Origin of the sequence: Quyinboa sediminis, assembly GCF_042219855.1 — a bacterium.
Taxonomy (GTDB): domain Bacteria; phylum Bacteroidota; class Bacteroidia; order Bacteroidales; family UBA5342; genus JBHJHP01.
This window is the reverse complement of sequence record NZ_JBHJHP010000001.1, coordinates 563,952-586,963: the sequence shown is the minus strand read 5'-3', so window position 1 is coordinate 586,963 and position 23,012 is coordinate 563,952. Positions and strand designations below refer to the sequence as shown.

The 23,012-nt window shown below is 41.0% G+C and carries 7 protein-coding genes; all 7 read right to left on the bottom strand.

The annotated features are described in order from the left end of the window. Positions 1–3,309, bottom strand: a complete 3,309-nt coding sequence (gene secA, locus ACE1EF_RS02400; RefSeq protein ID WP_375719010.1) for a preprotein translocase subunit SecA — start codon at positions 3,307–3,309, stop codon at positions 1–3. A 362-nt stretch (positions 3,310–3,671) separates the two neighbouring features. Continuing rightward, complete coding sequence (locus ACE1EF_RS02395) at positions 3,672–4,229, bottom strand: DUF4347 domain-containing protein (protein ID WP_375719009.1); 558 nt, start codon at positions 4,227–4,229, stop codon at positions 3,672–3,674. A gap of 231 nt (positions 4,230–4,460) precedes the next feature. Continuing rightward, positions 4,461–9,884 (bottom strand): T9SS type A sorting domain-containing protein, encoded by a 5,424-nt coding sequence (locus ACE1EF_RS02390; RefSeq protein WP_375719008.1) that lies wholly within the window; start codon positions 9,882–9,884, stop codon positions 4,461–4,463. Between the two features lie 14 nt (positions 9,885–9,898). Beyond that, positions 9,899–10,456 carry a DUF4347 domain-containing protein gene (locus ACE1EF_RS02385; RefSeq protein ID WP_375719007.1) on the bottom strand — a complete coding sequence of 186 codons (558 nt, stop codon included), beginning with the start codon at positions 10,454–10,456 and terminating at the stop codon, positions 9,899–9,901. A 268-nt stretch (positions 10,457–10,724) separates the two neighbouring features. Continuing rightward, positions 10,725–16,151 (bottom strand): Ig-like domain-containing protein, encoded by a 5,427-nt coding sequence (locus ACE1EF_RS02380; RefSeq protein ID WP_375719006.1) that lies wholly within the window; start codon positions 16,149–16,151, stop codon positions 10,725–10,727. 17 nt (positions 16,152–16,168) lie between these two features. Then, entirely contained in the window at positions 16,169–16,726 is a 558-nt protein-coding gene (locus ACE1EF_RS02375; RefSeq protein WP_375719005.1) for a DUF4347 domain-containing protein, read from the bottom strand. Between the two features lie 368 nt (positions 16,727–17,094). Next, positions 17,095–22,719 carry a lectin-like domain-containing protein gene (locus ACE1EF_RS02370; RefSeq protein ID WP_375719004.1) on the bottom strand — a complete coding sequence of 1,875 codons (5,625 nt, stop codon included), beginning with the start codon at positions 22,717–22,719 and terminating at the stop codon, positions 17,095–17,097. Positions 22,720–23,012 lie beyond the last annotated feature (293 nt).

The window sequence follows — 23,012 nt, the reverse complement described above, 5'->3', positions numbered from 1 at the left end:
CTAAGCGTCTTTACCGTGACATTGTTTGTATTTCTTACCGCTGCCACATGGACACGGATCATTTCTGCCTACTTTCTTATCCACTCTTACCGGCTGTGCTTTTGGCTTTGGCTGATCCGGATCTTCTCCACCCGATCTGCCACCTGCTGCAACCTCATCCTTACGGGTATTGTATTTACTCATATCACTTCTGCGTTCCACGGCTTCGCGTACCTGCTCGGGTTCTCTTGTGGGAATCTGAGCCCGCATTAAAGTGGTAATGGCATTCCTGTTTACTTCACCTATCATGGTTTTAAACAGGTTAAAAGATTCAAATTTATATATGAGCAATGGATCTTTCTGTTCATACGTTGCATTCTGAACCGATTGTCTCAGATCGTCCAGTTCTCTCAAATGTTCTTTCCACTCCTCGTCGATGTACAACAACAGAATATTTTTCTCCAGGCTTCTGATGATCTCCTTACAATCATTTTTGTAGGCACGTTCCAGGTTTGCACTGATCTGGAACATTCTCTTACCATCGGATATCGGAACCATGATGTTGGTATACTGTTCTCCTTTGGATTCGTATACATTGCGAATGACAGGTGTTGCCGTAGTTGCAATCTTATCCTGCTTGCGCTTATAGGTATCGATTATCTGATTGTATGTTTTATCAAACAGATCTTTTTTAGACATTCCGGTGAATTCATCCTCTGTTACCGGAAGATCCACGGCAAAAATCCTGAAGAGTTCCATCCGGAGACCTTCATAATCCGTGGCATCATGATATTCACCAACCAGTCCCTCGCAGGTATCATAGAGCATATTAGCTATTTCAACACCCATACGTTCACCCAGCAAGGCATGCTTACGTTTGGTATAGATGACCTCACGTTGTGAATTCATGACATCATCATATTCAAGCAAGCGTTTACGGATACCGAAGTTGTTTTCCTCAACTTTTTTCTGTGCACGTTCTATGGATTTGGATATCATAGAGTGCTGTATCACCTCTCCATCTTCCAACCCTAGGCGGTCCATTATTTTAACAATCCTGTCGCTTGAGAACAGACGCATCAGATCATCTTCCAGTGAAACATAGAACTGTGATGAACCCGGATCTCCCTGACGACCGGCACGACCGCGCAGCTGTCTGTCCACACGACGAGATTCATGCCGTTCAGTACCTATAATGGCAAGACCACCGGCTTCCTTAACTTTTGGCGTAAGCTTAATATCCGTACCACGACCTGCCATGTTTGTTGCAATGGTTACCATACCTTCTTTACCGGCATGAGCCACAATGTCGGCTTCTTTCTGGTGCAGTTTGGCATTCAGCACATTATGATTGATGCCCCGGATCTTTAACATCCTGCTCAGCAACTCAGAGATCTCAACAGAGGTTGTACCGACAAGCACCGGTCTTCCGGCTTTAGTCAGTTCTACGATCTCTTCTGCTACAGCATTGTATTTTTCGCGTTTTGTTTTATATACCTTATCTTCACGGTCGTCCCTAATAATTGGTTTGTTGGTTGGGATCACAACGACATCAAGTTTATAGATATCCCACAATTCTCCTGCTTCCGTCTCCGCAGTACCGGTCATACCGGCAAGCTTTTCATACATTCTGAAGTAGTTCTGCAGGGTGATGGTTGCCATGGTTTGCGTTGCAGCTTCCACCTTTACACGTTCCTTGGCTTCAATTGCCTGATGCAGACCATCGGAGTAACGGCGTCCTTCCATAATACGACCCGTCTGTTCATCCACAATTTTCACCTTATTGTCGATCACAACATACTGGTCATCCTTTTCAAACATGGAATAGGCCTTTAAAAGTTGTGTGACCGTATGTACACGTTCCGATTTTACCGCATAATCCTGCAATAACTGATCTTTTTTAGCCACTTTGGCCTCTTCCTTCAGCTCTTTATTCTTTTCAATTTCGGCAATGGTCTCGCCAATATTAGGCAGAATAAAGAATTTAGGATCATCCGAATCGCCGGTCAGAATATCAATACCTTTATCTGTGAGTTCAACAGAATTCAGCTTTTCATCAATTACAAAATACAGGGGATCTGTAACGATATGCATGTTTTTCATGTTTTCCTGCATGTACAGATTCTCTGTTTTTAACATTCGGGCTTTAATTCCCTGCTCACTCAGGTATTTAATCAATGGCTTGTACTTTGGATACCCTTTGTATGCCCTGTAGAGCAGCAGAGCCCCTTCATCCTGAACCTTTGAATCTTCGGAATTGAGTTTCTGTTTCGCTTCGGTCAGCAACTGTGTTACCATATGACGCTGCTGCGATACCAGCTTTTCAACCCTGGGTTTCAGCTCTTCAAACTGCTGATCGTTGCTTTTAGGCACCGGACCCGAAATAATTAACGGAGTTCTGGCATCATCAATTAATACGGAGTCAACCTCATCGACTATGGCATAATGATGCTTTCTCTGCACCAGTTCTGACGGATTAAATGCCATATTGTCACGCAGGTAGTCGAAGCCGAACTCATTGTTGGTTCCAAAAGTGATATCTGCCTTATAGGCTTTTCTTCTGCTCTCAGATCCCGGCTGATGTTTATCAATACAGTCCACACTTAAACCATGAAACTGGTATAGCGGTCCCATCCATTCAGAGTCACGCTTAGCCAGGTAATCGTTTACCGTAACAAGATGTACACCTCTGCCCACCAGCGCATTCAGGAAGACCGGTAAAGTGGCTACAAGAGTTTTACCTTCACCTGTCGCCATCTCCGCTATTTTACCCTGATGCAATACCACACCACCAATCAGCTGAACCTCATAGTGGACCATGTCCCAGGTGATCGTATTACCACCGGCCACCCATGAATTATGCCAGATGGCATAGTCGCCTTCGATATCCACAAAATCAAATTTTGCAGCCAGATCACGGTCGAACTGTGTGGCCAGAACTTTAATGGTTTCATTTTCCTTAAATCTTCTGGCTGTTTCCTTTACAACAGAAAAAACTTCAGGCAGGACATCTTCAAGTAATCCTTTTTCCTTCTCCCAGATTTTTTCTTCCAGTTCATCAATTTCATCGTAAAGCTTTTCGCGTTCTTCGTAAGCAACCGCATCTTCATCGATCTGTTGCCTTATGGATTCAATTTTGCTTCGTTCTTCAGATGAAACATCTTTAATTCTTTGCTTTATTTCTGTTGTCTTATTTCTTAAGGCATCATCGTCAAGTTTTTCTATTTCAGGATATACCTCATGGATTTTTGTAATATAGGGCATAATTTCCCTGATATCCCTGTCGGATTTGTTTCCAAAAAACTTTGAGAGCACTGTATTTATTCCCATTGGTTATTGTGATTTTTTTGAACAGACGCAAATTTAACGGTTTTATTTAAATGAGCGCAGCTCTGCTGTTGTTTAATCCTTTAATATTGGCAACTGTTTTAACAAATACCATTCCATATTTCGTGATCAAAAATCCGGCATCTTAAAACCAGGCCCGTTCAACAAGATTATAACACACATAATCAATGCATTACACTATAACGTGTAAAACAAGTAACAACAGAAAACAGATACTGACAAAAATGTCATTTAACAAATTGTCAGAATTATTAACCTTTGGTATTTATAATGCAAAAGGGAGAATTCCGTTACAGAATTCCCCCTCTTTTCTACATTCAAACAGGCAATATATGTTTGTTACCTTAAAAATTCAATGGATAATCCTTTAGTGCCGCCTCATTAAAAATAGGTTCGAAAACCAAATCAGCACTGGTCTGATATTCCAATCCCCAGTCACCACCTGCATTCTCTCCAGCCGTTTTGGTTTCAGACGCAGCGACTTTCAGATTTGTTAATTCGGAAATTTTATTTATTAAAGCCTTACCCTGTTCCTGACAGGCAAAATTTGAGCCATAAAACAGAAGCGAGATGTTTTTGTTTTTCAGAAGTTTGATATCAAAAACATCACCTATTGTATTCTGATCATAGCTTACATTGTTCAGGACCAGCTTGCCATCTTTTACCGGCAGAAGCAGATGGACCTGCTTAATATTGCTATTGGTATTAATGATCCGGTATATTTCGAACCATACTTCAGACTCTTCATTTACGAGAAGTATTTCTGCATCTCTCAGCGTAGATTCTTTCAGAAGATTAATATCCTGAATACTTTCATCAATTACGACCAGATCTTTTGTTTGCGATTCAGCATTCAGACCCAGTCCGACAAAAAGAAGTAATAAGGTTATAAGACTTTTCATGACAGTAAATTTAAGCTAATTGACTATTTCGTAATATTTAACGAGGTAAATTTACAATATATTCACCTTATTACCTAATATAATTTAACTTTATTTGTCTTTTATTTAACTTTTATTTAATTTACAGACTTGTATCCCGTACCTGAATCAGGCTTAAAACCCTTAATATCTGCACGTATACAAAAAAAGGAGGTGCTCAAAGAACACCTCCTCCACTTTCATTATGATTTATTACTGTTTTATGAGTTTCAAACTGGCTATTATCTCTGAATTCTGAACGACCCTGATCAGATATATTCCACCGGGCTGGTCGCTCACATCAACCTTTTGTTTACCCTGAACACTGTTTATCTGATGTAATAACCGGCCATTCAGACTATAGATATAAATATCATAAATCTGCTTATTATCTACAGACAGCATAGCAAGGCCATGTCCTATTGCCGGATAAAGATTTACATTAACCAACGTTGCAGGCAAAACGGCATCCGGATTACCTAACGGCGTCGGATCTACATCATCAGTAATGCCGTCATTATCATCATCGTCATCATTCAGATCACTGATCTTATCGCCATCATTATCGGCAGGTACAGATTCGGCATCCAGCGGATCAGTATCATTGGCAATCTCATCTGCATCCGAATAACCATCACCGTCATCATCCGTATCGGCGTTGTTTCCGGTTCCATCATTATCAGTGTCCACAGACTCTGAGGCATCTAACGGAAACTGATCATCTGCATCCACAACGCCGTCATTATCGTCGTCGTTGTCGTTCAGGTCACTGATTTTATCACCATCATTATCAGCCGGTACAGATGCTGCATCAAGCGGATCGGTATCATTGGCTGCTTCATCAGCATCGGTGTAACCATCGTTATCATCGTCTGTATCGGCATTGTCTCCTATTCCGTCATTGTCATTATCTGCTGATTCTGCTGCATCCATCGGGAACTTATCCTCTGCATCTGCAACGCCGTCATTATCGTCATCGTTATCATTCAGGTCACTGACTTTGTCACCATCGTTATCAGCCGGTACAGATTCGGCATCCAGAGGATCGGTATCATTGGCAATCTCATCTGCATCAATATAACCATCGTTATCATCGTCCGTATCCGCATTATCACCAATTCCATCGTTGTCGTTGTCTGCTGATTCTGATGCATCCATCGGGAATTTGTCTTCTGTATCTGCAACGCCATCATTATCGTCGTCGTTGTCGTTCAGGTCACTGACTTTGTCACCGTCGTTGTCGGCCGGCACAGATGCTGCATCCATCGGATCTGTTTCATTGGCTGCTTCATCAACATCGGTGTAACCATCATTATCATCGTCTGTATCGGCGTTATCACCAATTCCGTCATTGTCGTTGTCTGCTGATTCTGCTGCATCCATCGGGAACTTATCCTCTGTATCTGCAACGCCATCATTATCGTCGTCGTTGTCGTTCAGGTCACTGACTTTGTCGCCATCGTTATCAGCCGGTACGGATGCTGCATCCATCGGATCGGTATCATTGGCGGCTTCGTCGGCATCGGTGTAACCATCGTTATCATCATCGGTGTCGGCATTGTCACCTATTCCGTCATTGTCATTGTCTGCTGACTCTGCTGCATCCATCGGGAATTTATCCTCTGCATCGGCAACGCCGTCATTATCATCATCATTGTCATTCAGGTCACTGACCTTGTCACCATCGTTATCAGCCGGTACAGATGCTGCATCAAGCGGATCCGTTTCGTTGGCTGCCTCATCAGCATCGGTGTAACCATCGTTATCATCGTCTGTGTCGGCATTGTCTCCAATTCCGTCATTGTCATTGTCCGCTGATTCTGCTGCATCCATCGGGAATTTATCCTCTGCATCGGCAACGCCATCATTATCGTCGTCGTTGTCGTTCAGGTCACTGACTTTGTCACCGTCGTTATCGGCCGGTACAGATGCTGCATCCAGCGGATCGGTATCATTGGCTGCTTCGTCGGCATCGGTGTAACCATCGTTATCATCGTCTGTATCGGCATTGTCTCCAATTCCGTCATTGTCATTATCTGCTGACTCTGCTGCATCCATCGGGAATTTATCCTCTGCATCTGCAACGCCATCATTATCGTCATCATTGTCGTTCAGGTCACTTACCTTATCTCCGTCGTTGTCGGCCGGTACTGATTCTGCATCCAGCGGATCAGTTTCGTTGGCTGCCTCATCAGCATCGGTGTAACCATCATTATCATCATCTGTGTCGGCGTTATTTCCAATGCCATCGTTATCAGTATCCACGGATTCTGCTTCATCTTTCGGAAATGCATCTTCCGCATCACTTACACCGTCGCCATCTGTGTCGGATGAATAGGGATCGGTTCCATTGGCGATTTCCACATCATCGGTAATTCCGTCGTTGTCATCATCAGGATCCACATTATTGGCAATACCATCTCCGTCATTATCAGGAAGTGCATTCATCGTCATCGTATAAGCAGCTGAACTTAATGCATCCGTATTATCCATTAACCTGAACGTAAACTGAGCATAGGTATCACCACTTTCATCCTGCAATGTTTTAAACGCGAGAAGTGACAGGTCTGCACAAAAATCTCCGTTTTCAACGTTGTGACCATCATATGTCAGCGAACCCCTGTCAACTGAGGTCTCAATAACAATACCTTTGCATGCAGAGTTTATATCATCATCCTTAAATGCAAAGTCTGCAGCACTGAAGTGGCGGACAACATCTTCCGTTACATCAATGACTTCATCCTCTCCAACAGGAAGATCATTTATTAGTGAAATGTGTAATGTGGTACTTACAACAGAACTAAACGCATGTGCATCTTCGAATTTATAGGTAAATGCATCGCTTTCCACTTCACTGCCATCATGTATATAACTAAAGGAACCATCTTCGTTTAAACTAAAGGCTGATGCGTAAGATGGTCCACTGACCAGGTGATAAACCCTGTTATCATTATCGACTTCAATATCGTTATCGGCTACATTCTGCGCAATTGTACCATTTTCATCCAGGGCATACTCCTCACCATTTGCAACCGGCGCATCATCAACGTTTCTGATTACAATAGTCAGTTTAGCCTCATCTGTTGTACCATTATCATCCAACTGATAAAACAAACTGTCCGTGCCGAACAGATCTTTTTCCGGTGTATACACAATCCTGCCGTCCTGATTAACGACTGCATGGCCTTTATTTCCCTGGGTCACAATGGTAACCTCAGGATTACCTCCTGTACTGTATTTATCATTATACAGCACATCCACAGGCGAAGTTGCTGTTTCTTCATCTGTCAGAACAAGATCATTTAAAGCACTTACGATCAATGTTACATTATAAGGTCCAAAAGACACGGCATTGACGTTTGACGCTTTATCCTTCACTTCGCAATGAATATACCAGTCAGCACCACCGGCAGGAAACGTAATCAGTCTGGTTTGTGAAGTACTCCACGATCCCCAAATCTGATCATCAGATTCCGGACTTACGGCATCCCTGGTCATCACATACCTTTGGACATCAAAACCGCTTCCTCCGGATTCATCATTGAAACTCAGAGAAATATAATCATCAGTAGTTACGTCTCCGCTTGCCGGACTTGCATTAACGGAAGGTGCTCTTTCGTCATCTATAACGGTTAAAGTACGGAAATAAGGTAATGACCAGATTCCGGTATTTGTTCTGACTTTCAGACTTAAAATGTATTCCGCGCTTTCATCACTGTAAGCTGAAAAGTCCGTGTAAGCCGTATTTCCACTGTATATTTCGGTTTCAACGGGATCTCCGTTTATATCATATTTACGTTGAACAATAGTCCATTCTTCCTGATCCAGCAATCTGTTATACGGATCAACAGAAGTATTATCTATTGCAACCGTCATATTACCACTAAAGGTAGTTAGTACATCCGGTTGAATATTAAACTGTGCAATGGGTATATCATCATCTCCTCCTGTTGTTTCAGATACCTCGACATATTTACAGGATGGCCTGCTCCAGGTATTCTGATGATCCTTAACCGTAAGCATGATAAGGTACTCACCTCCGGGAACAGCTGTTTTATCAAACATTCCATCGGTCCACTCATCTATTCCTTCTGAATTCACCGCTTTCCATTGCCACAGTGATTCTTCAATACCATTTGCTGTTCCACCATCAAGGTCAAAGGAATTATTTACCAGTTCCCCGGTTCCTGAATTATATGAAAAGCTGGCTACCGGCATCCGGTGAAAATAAATGTCATTCCCTAACGGAACATCTTCGAAATAGTAGGTGTATTTCCCCACTTTATCATAGTATTCCGGCACATCTTCAAGGTAAAGGTCATGCCATGATGCCAGGCCATTGCTATTATCAAATACCGTGTTATCATGTGTAATTTTCCAGCGGCCGCAGGGATAGGCTTCATTTGCAGTGCCCGTTTTCATCTCTGAAGGATCAACGGCAATATCTACTGACGTCCCCACGATAAAATACATCCCTTCAACCGTTTCAAATACATACTGATCATAAATGTATTGTGCAATTTCATCGATCCACAAGGCCCAGTAACCAGAACTTCTGTTGACAAAAGTTCCCTTATTGTTATTTTGCTGAACAAACCATTCAAACTGATCCTTATTGGCATCAACACCCCAACCAAGGTAGTGAATATCTTCATTAATACAGCGCATCAGAATTTCTGCAAGGTCGTCATCCGTTGTAAAATCCTGCACTTCCTGATCATCGAGATTCACATTAAACCGCAGTGCACTGTTTCTCCATTGTGGTTCACGCAATACATCCTTAAATTCACGTAAGGAATATTGTGTTAATTCCAGGTTTTTAAATGTTGCTGCAGGCTGACTGTTAGAGAAAAATCCGTAGCTGCCTTCAACTATTTCCGGAGCTTCATAATTTACAACTTCAACTCCATCCATCCAGATTTTTATTGTCTTTCCGTTGACTTCCAGTTTAAGGTGATACCAGGTGGAGTGATTAGAAGGCGAAAAAATGGTCTGCCTGCAATCAACTAACCCTTTCACATAGTACCGTTCATCTTCCAGTGCTCCGTTATCACCTGTGATTTTATAAAGCCCGGATGCAAAACCATGTCCGGGAATAAAATCTGTTGTTTTTAAGGTACGGACTGCGCCTGAAAAATTAAACAGGTATGCTCCCACTGCTCCGCTTTTCATACCAAAGGTGATACCCATATCATCGTTATCCGATCCTTCTGTACTGAGCATGTCTACCTCAAGAGTGTATTTCGATGAATTGAAGGTCGGATCATAAAATCCTGCCAGATAGTCGTTATTCTGTCTTTTTATATATTTATTAACAGGATCAAATTCCCAGGTATCCTTATTGTAACCATACCTGGTCCACATATCAAATATGGCCTGAGCATCTTCGGAATTGGATGAAGTTGTGATTCGCTCGAAAGCCTCTACCCGGAGTTTATCTTCAGGTATACCTTTATTGTGAAGTGCCGTATTCAGATCTGCTTCAAAATTATCGATATTCAGATCAGACATACCGATGGTCATCATAACGTCAATATTCGGCCCTTGAGAAACCGACATATTCACAGTTTGTGCTGTAAAAAACTGGAAATACATTACAAACAGCACAAACAAAACTAATTTGTACTTATTTTTCATAAGGTTGGTAAAATTTAGAAATTGTAGGGATAATCGGTCAGCAAATCAGCATTAAACAAAGGTTCAATCACGGCTTTGTCATCTGACTGATATTCAAGATTCCAGTCGCCGCCGGCATTTTGTCCGGCTGTTGTGGTTGTAGAAGCTGCAATATGCAGATGCGTAAGTTCTGAAATTTTATTAACGAGGTTCTTTCCTTCATCCACCTCTGCAAGGTTAGATCCGTAAAAAAGAAGGGAAATATCCTTGTCCTTCAGCAGTTTCAAATCGAAAACATCCCCAATAGAATGTTCGTCAAATGCTGCCCCACAGATAAACAACTCGCCCTCTGCAGCAGGCAGTAGTAAGTGTACCTGGGTAATTTCAGGATTAGAAGTAACCAAACGGTAAATCTCAAACCATATTTCAGATTCTTCATTTACAAGCAATACTTCAGCATTGCGGTTCATTGCACCCTTTAAAAGATCAATTTTTTCGACATTTTCGTCAATGACGACAAGATCTTTTGTCTGGGAGAGTAAACTAAACCCTGCACTCAGTAAAAGTACAAAGGTAACGGTAAAGATCTTCATGATGTTGTGTTTTTATTGTTTTAGCTTAACGTATTTGTTAATAATACAACATAAAATTACATAGATTTAATCTTAAAACCTAATTTTGTTAATTTTAATTTAAATATTACTTAAACAATATACGTCAGAACATGCTTTAACAGCGAAAAAACATCATTAATAAATTTTTTATTTTTTTATTGTAAAAATAAAAGATTACACCATACTAACACAAAAAAGAGGTGTCTTTCGGACACCTCTTTCCTTTTTAAAAAACTGCAATGCTGTCTTATTTTTTAATCAATTTTTGATTTGATATCACTGCATTTTCCTGCACGACAGTTACCAGGTAAATACCGGCAGGCTGATCTGTAATATGCAACTGATAAGTACCGGATGTTTTTACTACCTGTTTTATCAATCGTCCACCTAATGTGTACACATTAATCGCATAGCTCCTGTTATTTTCTACAGTAACGGTAGCAGTACCATTTCCAATGGTCGGATAGATCTTAACATTTATTCCACCAGGATTACTCAATGCATCAGTTGTTCCAAATGGTGTCGGGTCTTCGTCATCCAAAATACCGTCATTATCATCATCCGGATCATTCAGGTCACTTATTTTATCACCGTCGTTATCGGCAGGTATTGATTCTATATCCAGAGGATCAGTGCCATTGTCTGCCTCATCAGCATCAGTGTAACCGTCGTTATCATCGTCGGTATCCGCATTATCACCAATTCCATCGTTGTCGTTGTCTGATGATTCTGCGGCATCCATCGGAAATTTATCCTCTGCATCGGCAATGCCATCGTTATCGTCGTCGTCGTCATTCAGGTCACTGATTTTGTCACCGTCGTTATCTGCAGGTATTGATTCTATATCCAGAGGATCAGTGCCATTGTCTGCTTCGTCGGCATCGGTGTAACCGTCGTTATCATCATCGGTATCGGCATTATCACCAATTCCATCGTTGTCGTTGTCTGATGATTCTGCGGCATCCATCGGGAACTTATCCTCTGCATCTGCAACACCGTCATTATCGTCATCATTGTCGTTCAGGTCACTGACTTTGTCACCGTCGTTGTCGGCCGGTACGGATGCTGCATCAAGCGGATCGGTATCATTGGCGGCTTCGTCGGCATCGGTGTAACCATCGTTATCATCGTCTGTATCGGCGTTATCACCAATTCCGTCATTGTCATTGTCCGATGACTCTGCGGCATCCATCGGGAATTTGTCTTCTGCATCTGCAACACCATCATTATCGTCGTCGTTGTCGTTCAGGTCACTGACCTTGTCACCATCGTTATCGGCTGGTACAGATGCTACATCCAGAGGATCGGTATCATTGGCTGCCTCATCAGCATCGGTGTAACCGTCGTTATCATCGTCTCTATCGGCGTTGTCTCCAATTCCGTCATTGTCATTATCTACTGACTCTGCGGCATCCATCGGAAATTTGTCTTCCGCATCTGCAACGCCATCATTATCGTCGTCGTTGTCGTTCAGGTCACTGACCTTGTCACCATCGTTATCGGCTGGTACAGATGCTACATCAAGCGGATCGGTATCATTGGCTGCCTCATCAGCATCGGTATAACCATCGTTATCATCATCTGTGTCGGCATTGTCACCTATTCCGTCATTGTCGTTATCTGCTGATTCTGATGCATCCAGCGGGAATTTATCCTCTGCATCTGCAACGCCGTCATTATCATCGTCATTGTCGTTCAGGTCACTGATGTTGTCACCATCGTTATCAGCCGGTACAGATGCTGCATCCATCGGATCGGTATCATTGGCTGCTTCATCTGCATCAGTATAACCATCGTTATCATCGTCCGTATCCGCATTATCACCAATTCCGTCATTGTCGTTGTCTGCTGATTCTGATGCATCCATCGGAAATTTGTCTTCCGCATCTGCAACGCCATCATTATCGTCGTCATTGTCGTTCAGGTCACTGACCTTGTCGCCATCGTTATCAGCCGGTACAGATGCTGCATCCATCGGATCAGTATCATTGGCTGCTTCATCTGCATCAGTATAACCATCGTTATCATCGTCTGTATCGGCATTGTCTCCAATTCCGTCATTGTCATTATCTGCTGACTCTGCGGCATCCATCGGGAATTTATCCTCTGCATCTGCAACACCGTCATTATCATCATCATTGTCATTCAGATCACTGACCTTGTCTCCATCGTTATCAGCCGGCACAGATGCTGCATCAAGCGGATCGGTATCATTGGCTGCTTCATCAGCATCGGTGTAACCATCGTTATCATCGTCGGTATCGGCATTATTTGCAATGCCATCGGTATCGGTATCGAGACTTTCACCTTCATCTTTCGGGAAAGCATCATCTTTATCATTTATACCATCTCCATCGGTATCAGCAGAAAGCGGATCAGTTCCATTTGCTATTTCCACTTCGTCAGCAACACCATCGTTATCATCATCCGGATCTGTTATATCAGCAATGCCATCACCATCAGTATCAATTAACGCATTTATCTGCATGGCATATGAATCAGCACTCAATGCATCTGCCTTATCCATAATTCTGAAGGTAAATCCTGCATAACTATCACCTGTACCTCCTGTCTCTGTCTGGTACGTCAGGAGCGTTACATCCGGACAAACATCACCATCATTCACTGCATTTCCATCATATTTCAAAGTTCCCTGTGCAACAGAAGTTTCTATTTTGATACCACTCAACTGATCATCTGTATCATCATCATTAAATGTGAAGTTTTGATCTTCAAAGTGATAAACAACATCTTCTGTAACATCAACAGTCTCATTCTGTCCTACGGGAAGATCATTTTGCAGGGCTATATTCAAGGTAACTGCAACTACCGAGCTGAATGATTTAGCATCTTCGAATTTATAAGTAAATGAATCGCTCACATTTTCACTTCCATCATTCGTGTAAGTAAAGGAGCCATCTTCGTTTAAACTGAATGCAGATGCATGTGACGGTCCACTGACCAGATGATAAACTCTTGGATCATTATCCACTTCGATATCATTTTCCGATACATTCCCTAAACATGTTGCATTTTCATTCAACGAGAACTCATCAGCTACGGCTACAGGTGCATCATCCACATTACTGATAGAAATAATCAGTTTGGCTTCATCTGTAGTCCCATTATCGTTGAGCTGGTAAAACAAACTGTCTGATCCGAACTTGTCTTTATCCGGCGTATATACAATTCGTCCGTTTTCATCAACAACAGCACTACCTTTTGTGCCTTGCCTGGTTATAGTAACCACAGGACTTCCTCCCGTACTGTACTTATCGTTGTACAATACATTGACCGGAGATGTTGATGTTTCCTCACTGGTCAGAACCAGATCATTAACCGCGCTTACAATCAGAGTTACATCATACGGCCCGAATGATTGAGTAGCCATGTTTGAGGCATGATCCTTAACCTGGGTATGAATATACCAACCGGTTCCACCATTGATAAAACTCACATTTTTACTTTGACTGTTACTCCATGAACCCCATGCGGCATCGGTAGTTGATGGAGCTGATACACTTTGAGTCATCGCAAAACGCTGGACATCAAATCCACTTCCGCCATTTTCATCCGCAAATATCAGTGTTATTACATCATCAGTAGTCAGTGATCCACTGGCGGGATTCACCTGTGCTACAGGTGCCGTATTGTCATCGATGACTGTAAGTGTACGATAATACGGCAGTGACCAAACACCTGTATTTGCCATCACCCTGAGACTGATTATATAATCTGCTGATAAATTACTGTATGTCGAAAAGTCAGTCAGAGAAGTATTGCTGTTATATATTTCTGCATCGACCGGATCACCGTTTATGTCATATGTTCTTTGAACCACAATCCATTCTTCCTGATTTAGTGTACGGTTATAAGGATCGACAGAAGTATTGTCTATGGATATAGTCATACTTCCACTGTAGGTTGTTAATACATCAGGTTGAATATTAAACTGAGCGATTGGTAACTGATCAGCATTACCAGTTGAACCCGAGACTTCAATATACTTACAGCTTGGACGGCTCCATGTATTCTGATAATCTTTTACTGCCAGCATAATCAGATACTCCCCATCAGGAACGCTGTTTTTATCAAAGATTCCTGAATTCCAGGCATCTGCAGTCATAGCATTTACAGGCTTCCATTGCCATACCGATTCAGATATTCCGTTATTGGCACCTCCATCAAGATCATATGAATTATCTGTTATTGCACCCGTACTGGCAATATAACTGAATCCTGCCACCGGTTTCCTGTGAAAATAAAGTACAGATGGATCCGTCTGCAAATCTTCGAAAGTAAAACTATACTTTCCAACTTTATCATAAAACTCGGGCACATCCTCCAGGTAGAGGCCATTCCACGATGCGGTTCCGTTATTATTGGCAAAGTAGGTATTATCGTGTGTGATATTCCATCTACCGCCCGGATAGTCGGCATTAGCCGTAGCCGTTTTCATTTCAGCCGGATCAACATTGATCTCTACTGATATTCCTGCAATAAAATAATCACCTTCCACAGTTTCCTGAACATACAGGTCGTATATATACTGAGCAATGGACTCAATCCAGGTAGTCCAGGTACCACTACTTCTGTTTATAAAGGTACCCTTATCATTATTCTGCACTACAAAGCGCTCATACTGTGCTTTGTTTGCATCGACACCCCAGCCCAGAAAATGAATATCTTCATTAATACAACGCATCAGAATTTCAGAAAGATCGTCATCGTAATTAAAGTCCTCAACCTCGAGATCATCAAGGTTTACATTAAAACGCAGGGCACTGTTCCGCCACTGTGGTTCGCGTAACACATCTTTGAATTTTCGTAAAGTAAGTTTAGTAACCTCTAAATTCTTGAATGTAGCGGAAGGCTGACTATTGGAGAAAAATCCGTAAGTACCTGTAATATCTGTTGGCGCATTATAGTCCACAACCTTAACTCCATCCATCCATATCTGGACGTTCTTACCGTTAACTTCAAGTTTTAGGTGATACCAGATACTGTGATTAGACGGAGAAAAAATGGTATTTTTACAATCCACCAGACCTTTTACATAATACCTTTCATCTACAGAAGCTCCATTATCTTTCGTTATCAGGTACAATCCTGAAGCGAAACCATCACCTGGTATGAATTCACTGTAATTCATGGATCTTACGGCACCTGAAAAATTGAAGAGGTATGAACCAACAGCACCATCATTCATGCCGAAGGTAATCCCCATATCATCATTATCACCGCCACTGGTGCTCAGCATATCCACTTCGAGTGTATATTTGCTTGAATTAAAAGCCGGATCGTAAAACCCAGCCAGTTTATCATTGTTTAAACGTCTGATATATTTATCTGCATCAACAAATTCCCAGGTTTCACTATTGTAACCATAACGTGTCCATGTATCGAAAATGGCTTTTGCATCTTCTGAATTTGAAGAAGTAGTGGAACGTTCAAAGGCCTCAACCTTTAATTTATCAGATGGAATTCCTTTATTCTGAAGAGCGGCATTTAAGTCGGCTTCAAAATTATCAATATTAAGATCCGAAAATCCTATGGTCATCATCACGTCAATATTAGGTCCCTGCTGAACCGTCATGTTAACAGACTGCGACTGTATTGCCTGAGCCATAAGCACCAACAATACAACAACGATATAATTGTAAATAATTTTCATATGTTACTTGTTTTATATTAGAAATTATAGGGATAGTTCTTTAAGCTTTCATCATTAAAAATGGGATCATATTCTGCAGAATTACCGGTATGATATTCCAAAAGCCAGTCCCCTCCTGCATCTTTACCTGCAGTCGTGGTGGTGGATGCCGAAATATCAAGATTAGTTATCTCTGCAATTTTATTTACAAGAGCTTTACCTTCTTCAATTTCTGCGAGGTTTGATCCATAAAACAGAAGTGAGATTTCCTTGTTTTTCAGAAGTTTCAGATCAAATACTTCACTAATGGTATTAACATCATAGCTTGTGCCACCGATAACAAGCTCCCCTTCGGAAGAAGGCAGCAGAAGATGAACCTGTGTGATGGCGGGTTGATCCGATATGGCCTGGTAAATTTCAAACCAGACTTCAGACTGATTGTTTACTAAAAGGATATCTGCCTGCCTCAGTATTGAGCTTTTAAGCAGGTCAATATCCTGAATACTCTCATCAATTACTACCAAGTCCCTGGTCTGTGATAACACATTAAGACTTATACCCAAAGAGAGCAATAAAAAGACGACTACATTTTTCATGACTTTGAGATTTTATTATTTAATATTTATAACTTAACTTCAATACGTACAAATTAACATATTTTTAATATTAAAAACAAGTATAATTAAACTAAAAATGATACTAATTAATATTTTGTTAATACAAACTAATTCAATCACCATAAAACAGTAATATTATTGATATTTATTTAACACTGAAAGCCTGACTATGCAATTGGATTTTACATGTGTTTTACAGGTCACAATTTCAGATTCAGAGGTATCATTTCAAATAAGCACACCAAAAAATAATGTTGCCATATTTTTAATCATCCGGCCCAAAACGTTCCAGATATAAAAAAGGGAGGCACTTTGCTGTACCTCCCTGCTGATGAGAACTGTTTTAGTTATTGTTTCATAAGCTTCAGATTTGCAACCTGCCTGGAAGTTTGAGTTATTGTTATAATATAAATCCCTGCTGACTGATCACTGATATCCAGCTTTTGCTTACCTGTACAATCATCTATTTGACGAATTATACGTCCATTTAAACCATAAACAGTAACTGTATAGTCCTGACTGTTGTCGACATTAATGGTTGCTATTCCGTGTCCAACAGATGGATATATGTTCACCTTTAGGAGAGAGGCTGACTCAACTGCATCTGCTGTTCCATAAGGAGTTGGATCTTCATCATCCGGAATACCATCATTATCATCATCGGTATCATTCATGTCACTGATTTTATCTCCATCATTATCAAGCGGAACCGACTTCAAATCGAAAGGATTGGTTCCGTTATCAGCTTCATCCTGATCGGTATATCCATCGTTATCATCATCTGTATCGGCATTGTCTCCAATTCCGTCATTGTCATTATCTGCTGATTCTGTTGCATCCATCGGGAACTCATCCTCTTCATCACTCACACCGTCATTGTCATCATCATCGTCATGTAAGTCACTGATTTTATCTCCATCATTATCAAGAGGTGTTTCAGTTGCATCATATGGATTCGAGCGGTTATCTATCTCATCCTGGTCTGTATAACCATCGTTATCATCATCGTTATCTGCATTATCCCCTATTCCGTCATTGTCGTTGTCTGATGATTCTGCGGCATCCATCGGAAATTTGTCATCTGCATCTGCAATGCCGTCATTATCGTCGTCATTGTCATTCAGGTCACTTATTTTGTCACCGTCGTTATCTGCAGGTATTGATTCTATATCCAGAGGATCGGTATCATTGGCTGCTTCATCAGCATCGGTGTAACCATCGTTATCATCGTCTGTATCGGCATTGTCTCCAATTCCGTCATTGTCATTATCTGCTGACTCTGCGGCATCCATCGGGAATTTGTCTTCTGCATCGGCAATGCCATCATTGTCGTCGTCGTCGTCATTCAGGTCACTTATTTTGTCACCGTCGTTATCTGCAGGTATTGATTCTATATCCAGAGGATCAGTGCCATTGTCTGCCTCATCGGCATCAGTGTAACCGTCGTTATCATCGTCTGTATCGGCGTTATCACCAATTCCGTCATTGTCATTATCTGCTGATTCTGCGGCATCCATCGGGAATTTGTCTTCTGCATCGGCAATGCCATCATTGTCGTCGTCGTCGTCATTCAGGTCACTGATCTTATCGCCATCATTATCAGCCGGTACAGATGCTGCATCAAGCGGATCGGTATCATTGGCTGCTTCATCAGCATCGGCGTAACCATCGTTATCATCGTCTGTATCGGCATTGTCTCCAATTCCGTCATTGTCATTATCTGCTGACTCTGCTGCATCCATCGGGAATTTGTCTTCTGCATCTGCAACGCCGTCATTATCATCGTCGCTGTCGTTCAGGTCACTGATCTTGTCGCCATCGTTATCGGCCGGTATGGATTCTGCATCCATCGGATCAGTTTCATTGGCAGCTTCATCGGCATCAGTATAACCATCGTTATCATCGTCGGTATCGGCATTGTCCCCTATTCCGTCATTGTCATTATCTGCTGACTCTGCGGCATCCATCGGGAATTTGTCTTCTGCATCTGCAACACCGTCATTATCATCATCGTTATCATTCAGGTCACTGACTTTGTCTCCGTCGTTATCAGCCGGTACAGATGCTGCATCCATCGGATCGGTATCATTGGCTGCTTCATCAGCATCAGTGTAACCATCGTTATCATCGTCTGTATCGGCATTGTCTCCAATTCCGTCATTGTCATTATCTGCTGATTCTGCGGCATCCATCGGGAATTTATCCTCAGCATCGGCAACACCGTCATTATCGTCATCATTGTCGTTCAGGTCACTGACCTTGTCGCCATCGTTATCTGCAGGTATTGATTCTATATCCAGAGGATCGGTATCATTGGCAGCTTCATCGGCATCAGTATAACCATCGTTATCATCGTCGGTATCGGCATTGTCCCCTATTCCGTCATTGTCATTGTCTGCTGATTCTGCTGCATCCATCGGAAACTTATCCTCTGCATCTGCAACACCGTCATTATCGTCATCATTATCGTTCAGATCACTCACCTTATCTCCGTCGTTATCAGCAGGTACTGATGCTGCATCAAGCGGATCCGTTTCGTTGGCTGCCTCATCAGCATCGGTGTAACCATCGTTATCATCGTCTGTATCGGCATTGTCTCCAATTCCGTCATTGTCATTGTCTGCTGACTCTGCTGCATCCATCGGGAACTTGTCTTCCGCATCTGCAACACCGTCATTATCATCATCGTTATCATTAAGGTCACTGACCTTGTCACCATCGTTATCAGCCGGTACAGATGCTACATCCATCGGATCGGTATCATTGTCTGCTTCATCAGCATCGGTGTAACCATCGTTATCATCGTCGGTATCGGCATTATTTCCTGTTCCATCATTGTCTGAATCAATCCATTCATTAGGATCATTAGGGAAAGCGTCTTCATTATCTGTGATGCCGTCATTGTCACTATCACATATCTCAAGTATGTATTTGAATGTTTTTTGGACTGAAGCTCCATCACCATCTGTTGCTGTAATTGTGATTACAGACTCACCAGTCTGGTTTTCTTCCGGGGTTATTTCCAGTGATCTAGAAGAAGTTAAACCTGATACAATTAACCTGGAATCCTTAACCAGACTCTGATTTGAAGAACTCACTTCAATTGTCATTTTTTCAGGAAGAGATTCATTATCTGTAACCGTAAAATCAACTGAAACACCTGGTTCTGATGTACAATCATTCACATCTGTCAATTCCGAAATTACCGGATTGGTATTTACTATCTTGGTAATACAATACTCAACAATTTCTACCTGCTGCAGATTTGTAGAACCACCTGTTGCACCGGTAAAACCCCAGTAAGCATAGGTGTCACCTGAGAATATACTATTTACAAGATCGATCGTAACATCAAATAATACACTATTTTCAAATGTTACTTTAAATGCCCTTGCGGATGCATTCCATTCAACAACAAAATCATGCCATGCTCCATCTTCCAATTGGCCGGCATCATAAGCTGAGGCATACTCATTATGCGCACTGGCGATTCCGGCCTGACCATTTTTAACAATTGCAATATGATCATTTGACATTGGATCAGCGCTACCATTATTGTACGTATCAAATTCTACAGCTAAAGAAGGATCAATTCCACCATATCCTAAACCACCACCTGTAGAACCGGCATTGGACGATAATTTTTGAATCACAAATGCAATTCCATCAGCACCATTCTCATTATTTCCCAGAAATACTTTTGACGTGATCCTGAAATTCTGAGTTAAATCAATCCTTGAAATTCCCCAGACCGAACCGGTCTGACCTCCGGCATCTTCAGTCAATGTTACTACATTGCCGGAAATGGATGCATCACCACTTAACGTCAGGTCGTTCACATTGAATTCTGAACAATCCAGAGGTGTTTCAACATTAATGGTCATAGTATAGCTAGCATCACTTTCCTCTCCCGAAGAGTCAATAACCTTGAATGTAAATGTGATGGTTGACGAACCTGTAAACGACAGATTTGATATAACATTACAGTTTGCTCCGGCAGATACAGGCAATCCATTATATTTTAAAGCGCCTGAACCCGGCAACGAAACTACCTTGATTCCATTAAAGGTATGTCCGTCAGCATCGCTAAAGGTAAAATCTGCGGCCTTGAAAGAATAGGCTTCGTCAGCAACTGCATTAACAGAGCCATTCCCACCAATTGGTGCATTTTGAGGTACAAAAAGATTAATACTAACACTAACGGTAGATGAAATAGACTTCCCATCAGAAAGATAATAAGAGAAGAAGTCAGACGGTGCAACGGTACCATTTTGTGAATATGTAAATGATCCATCTGAATTTAAAGTAAATGTACCATTATGATAACTGGGTTTCGTTACTATAGTTGCTGATATTGCATCTCCATCATCATCAAAATCATTATCAGTAACTTTACCATATATTGTTGAACCAACCTGACAAGTGTAATTATCAGCAACTGCTGTTGGAGAAGTATTTTGTATGGCAGGTGTCGTAAAATAGATCACGTTACCATAGGCAGTACCATTATCATTTATTGCATAAGACCTAACATAATATGTTGTATTTAGACTTAATCCTGCTACCTGTAAACTGAATGATCCAGTTCCGCCATTTGAATCAGTAACTTTTGAATCGCTTACGGTTGGCGTTGTATTGGATGAACTCCAGCAAATACCTCTTTCCGTAATGGTTGAACCTTTGTCATCAATAATGTTTCCACCAGACATAGCTGAGGAACCAGAAATTGAATATGCTTCAGTTGTAGTAAGCACCGCTTTCTCCAGGTTACTTATTCGATCACCAGCCAATACTAGAGCGTTGTAAAAAAATTTTCCGTTACTTGTAGATGTAGTTAAAGATCCCCAGTTAACATCGGCCCAGGCAATAATGTCACCATTATACAAGTACTCCTGTGCAATAAATATTTTTGAAGGATCTTCTTTAATCTTACAAAGCACTCTGGCATCTCCTCCAATATTGATGGTTGAAGCAGCATTACTGCTTAAGTAATTGACGCCGGATAATAAATCAATGTTTGAATCAAACTCTACCCCTGCTGATAAGGTTACACCACCAGAATTCAACATTTCATTTTTGATTGATAAGTGGCCCCCTAAAGCGCTTACGGCATTTGTAACAAATGTATTCTGTGCAGAAAATCCGGAATGTTCACCTATCCAGATTATTCGTCCTCCTCTTTCAAGAAGTGCCCTTAGTTCACTAATCTCAGCTGTAGTTAAAGCTGAATATGGAGTAACAATCCATGCTAAATCATACCCGTCAAGATTTGTAATTTTTGATTGACTATCATTGATAATCACTGAGCTTACACCGGATATCGAATTATAAAAAGTATGTATTGAGCTGGCAAAATCATAAAGTCCACTACCACCTCTAACGAACACTTTGTAAAGCAAATGCCTATACATTTCTATTCCTTCTTTCAGAATAGAATAATTTTCCTTTTTTCCTGTACCATATTCAAGCTTCCAGTTACCTCCTAATGAAAAACTCCCGGTTTTATCATTTGAGGCAAAGACTGCAAGACCGGTTTTATCATTTAATAAATTTACAAAAGCTTCACCTTTTACACCGTTTGCAACATCACATCCAAATAAATTTATAATACCATTTGAACTAAAATGATTTTTCCATTCAGATACATCATCAGCTTTTGCAACGTTTTCAGTATTTAAAACTGAACTTGTTGTAAAAATCATCCCGGGAGCACCATGTGTAAAGACATTTAAAGATGAAATAGATTCATATTTCATAACAATTTTTGAAATTGAATTCATTACCTCTTCACTATTATCGAGAAATTCTACTAAAATGCCTGATTGCAGACTATTGACCAGCATTTCTTTATCAGGAAGATCCGGATCAATAACAGCAACATCAACCTGTGCTTTCAGGCTTGTTGTAAACAATACCAAAACAAAAAGCATACTTAAAACCATGTATGCTTTAAAACGTAAATCTTTTTTCATAACCTTGAGATTTTATTATTTAACATTTACAAACTTAACTTCAATACGTACAAATTAACATATAATTAATATTAATAACAAGTATTATTAACTTTAAAATTACTTTTCTTAATATATTATTAATATTACCGCTTTAAAACATCGCCCAGGACGCAATTATTAATATTATTTTAACATTTAATATTTAGCCCTGCGGTTTCGTTTTTTACATCTATTTTTTTTGATTGCAATTTTAGACCCACAGGCATCTTTTCAAATAAGCAGAACACTAATAAATAAGACTCACATATTAT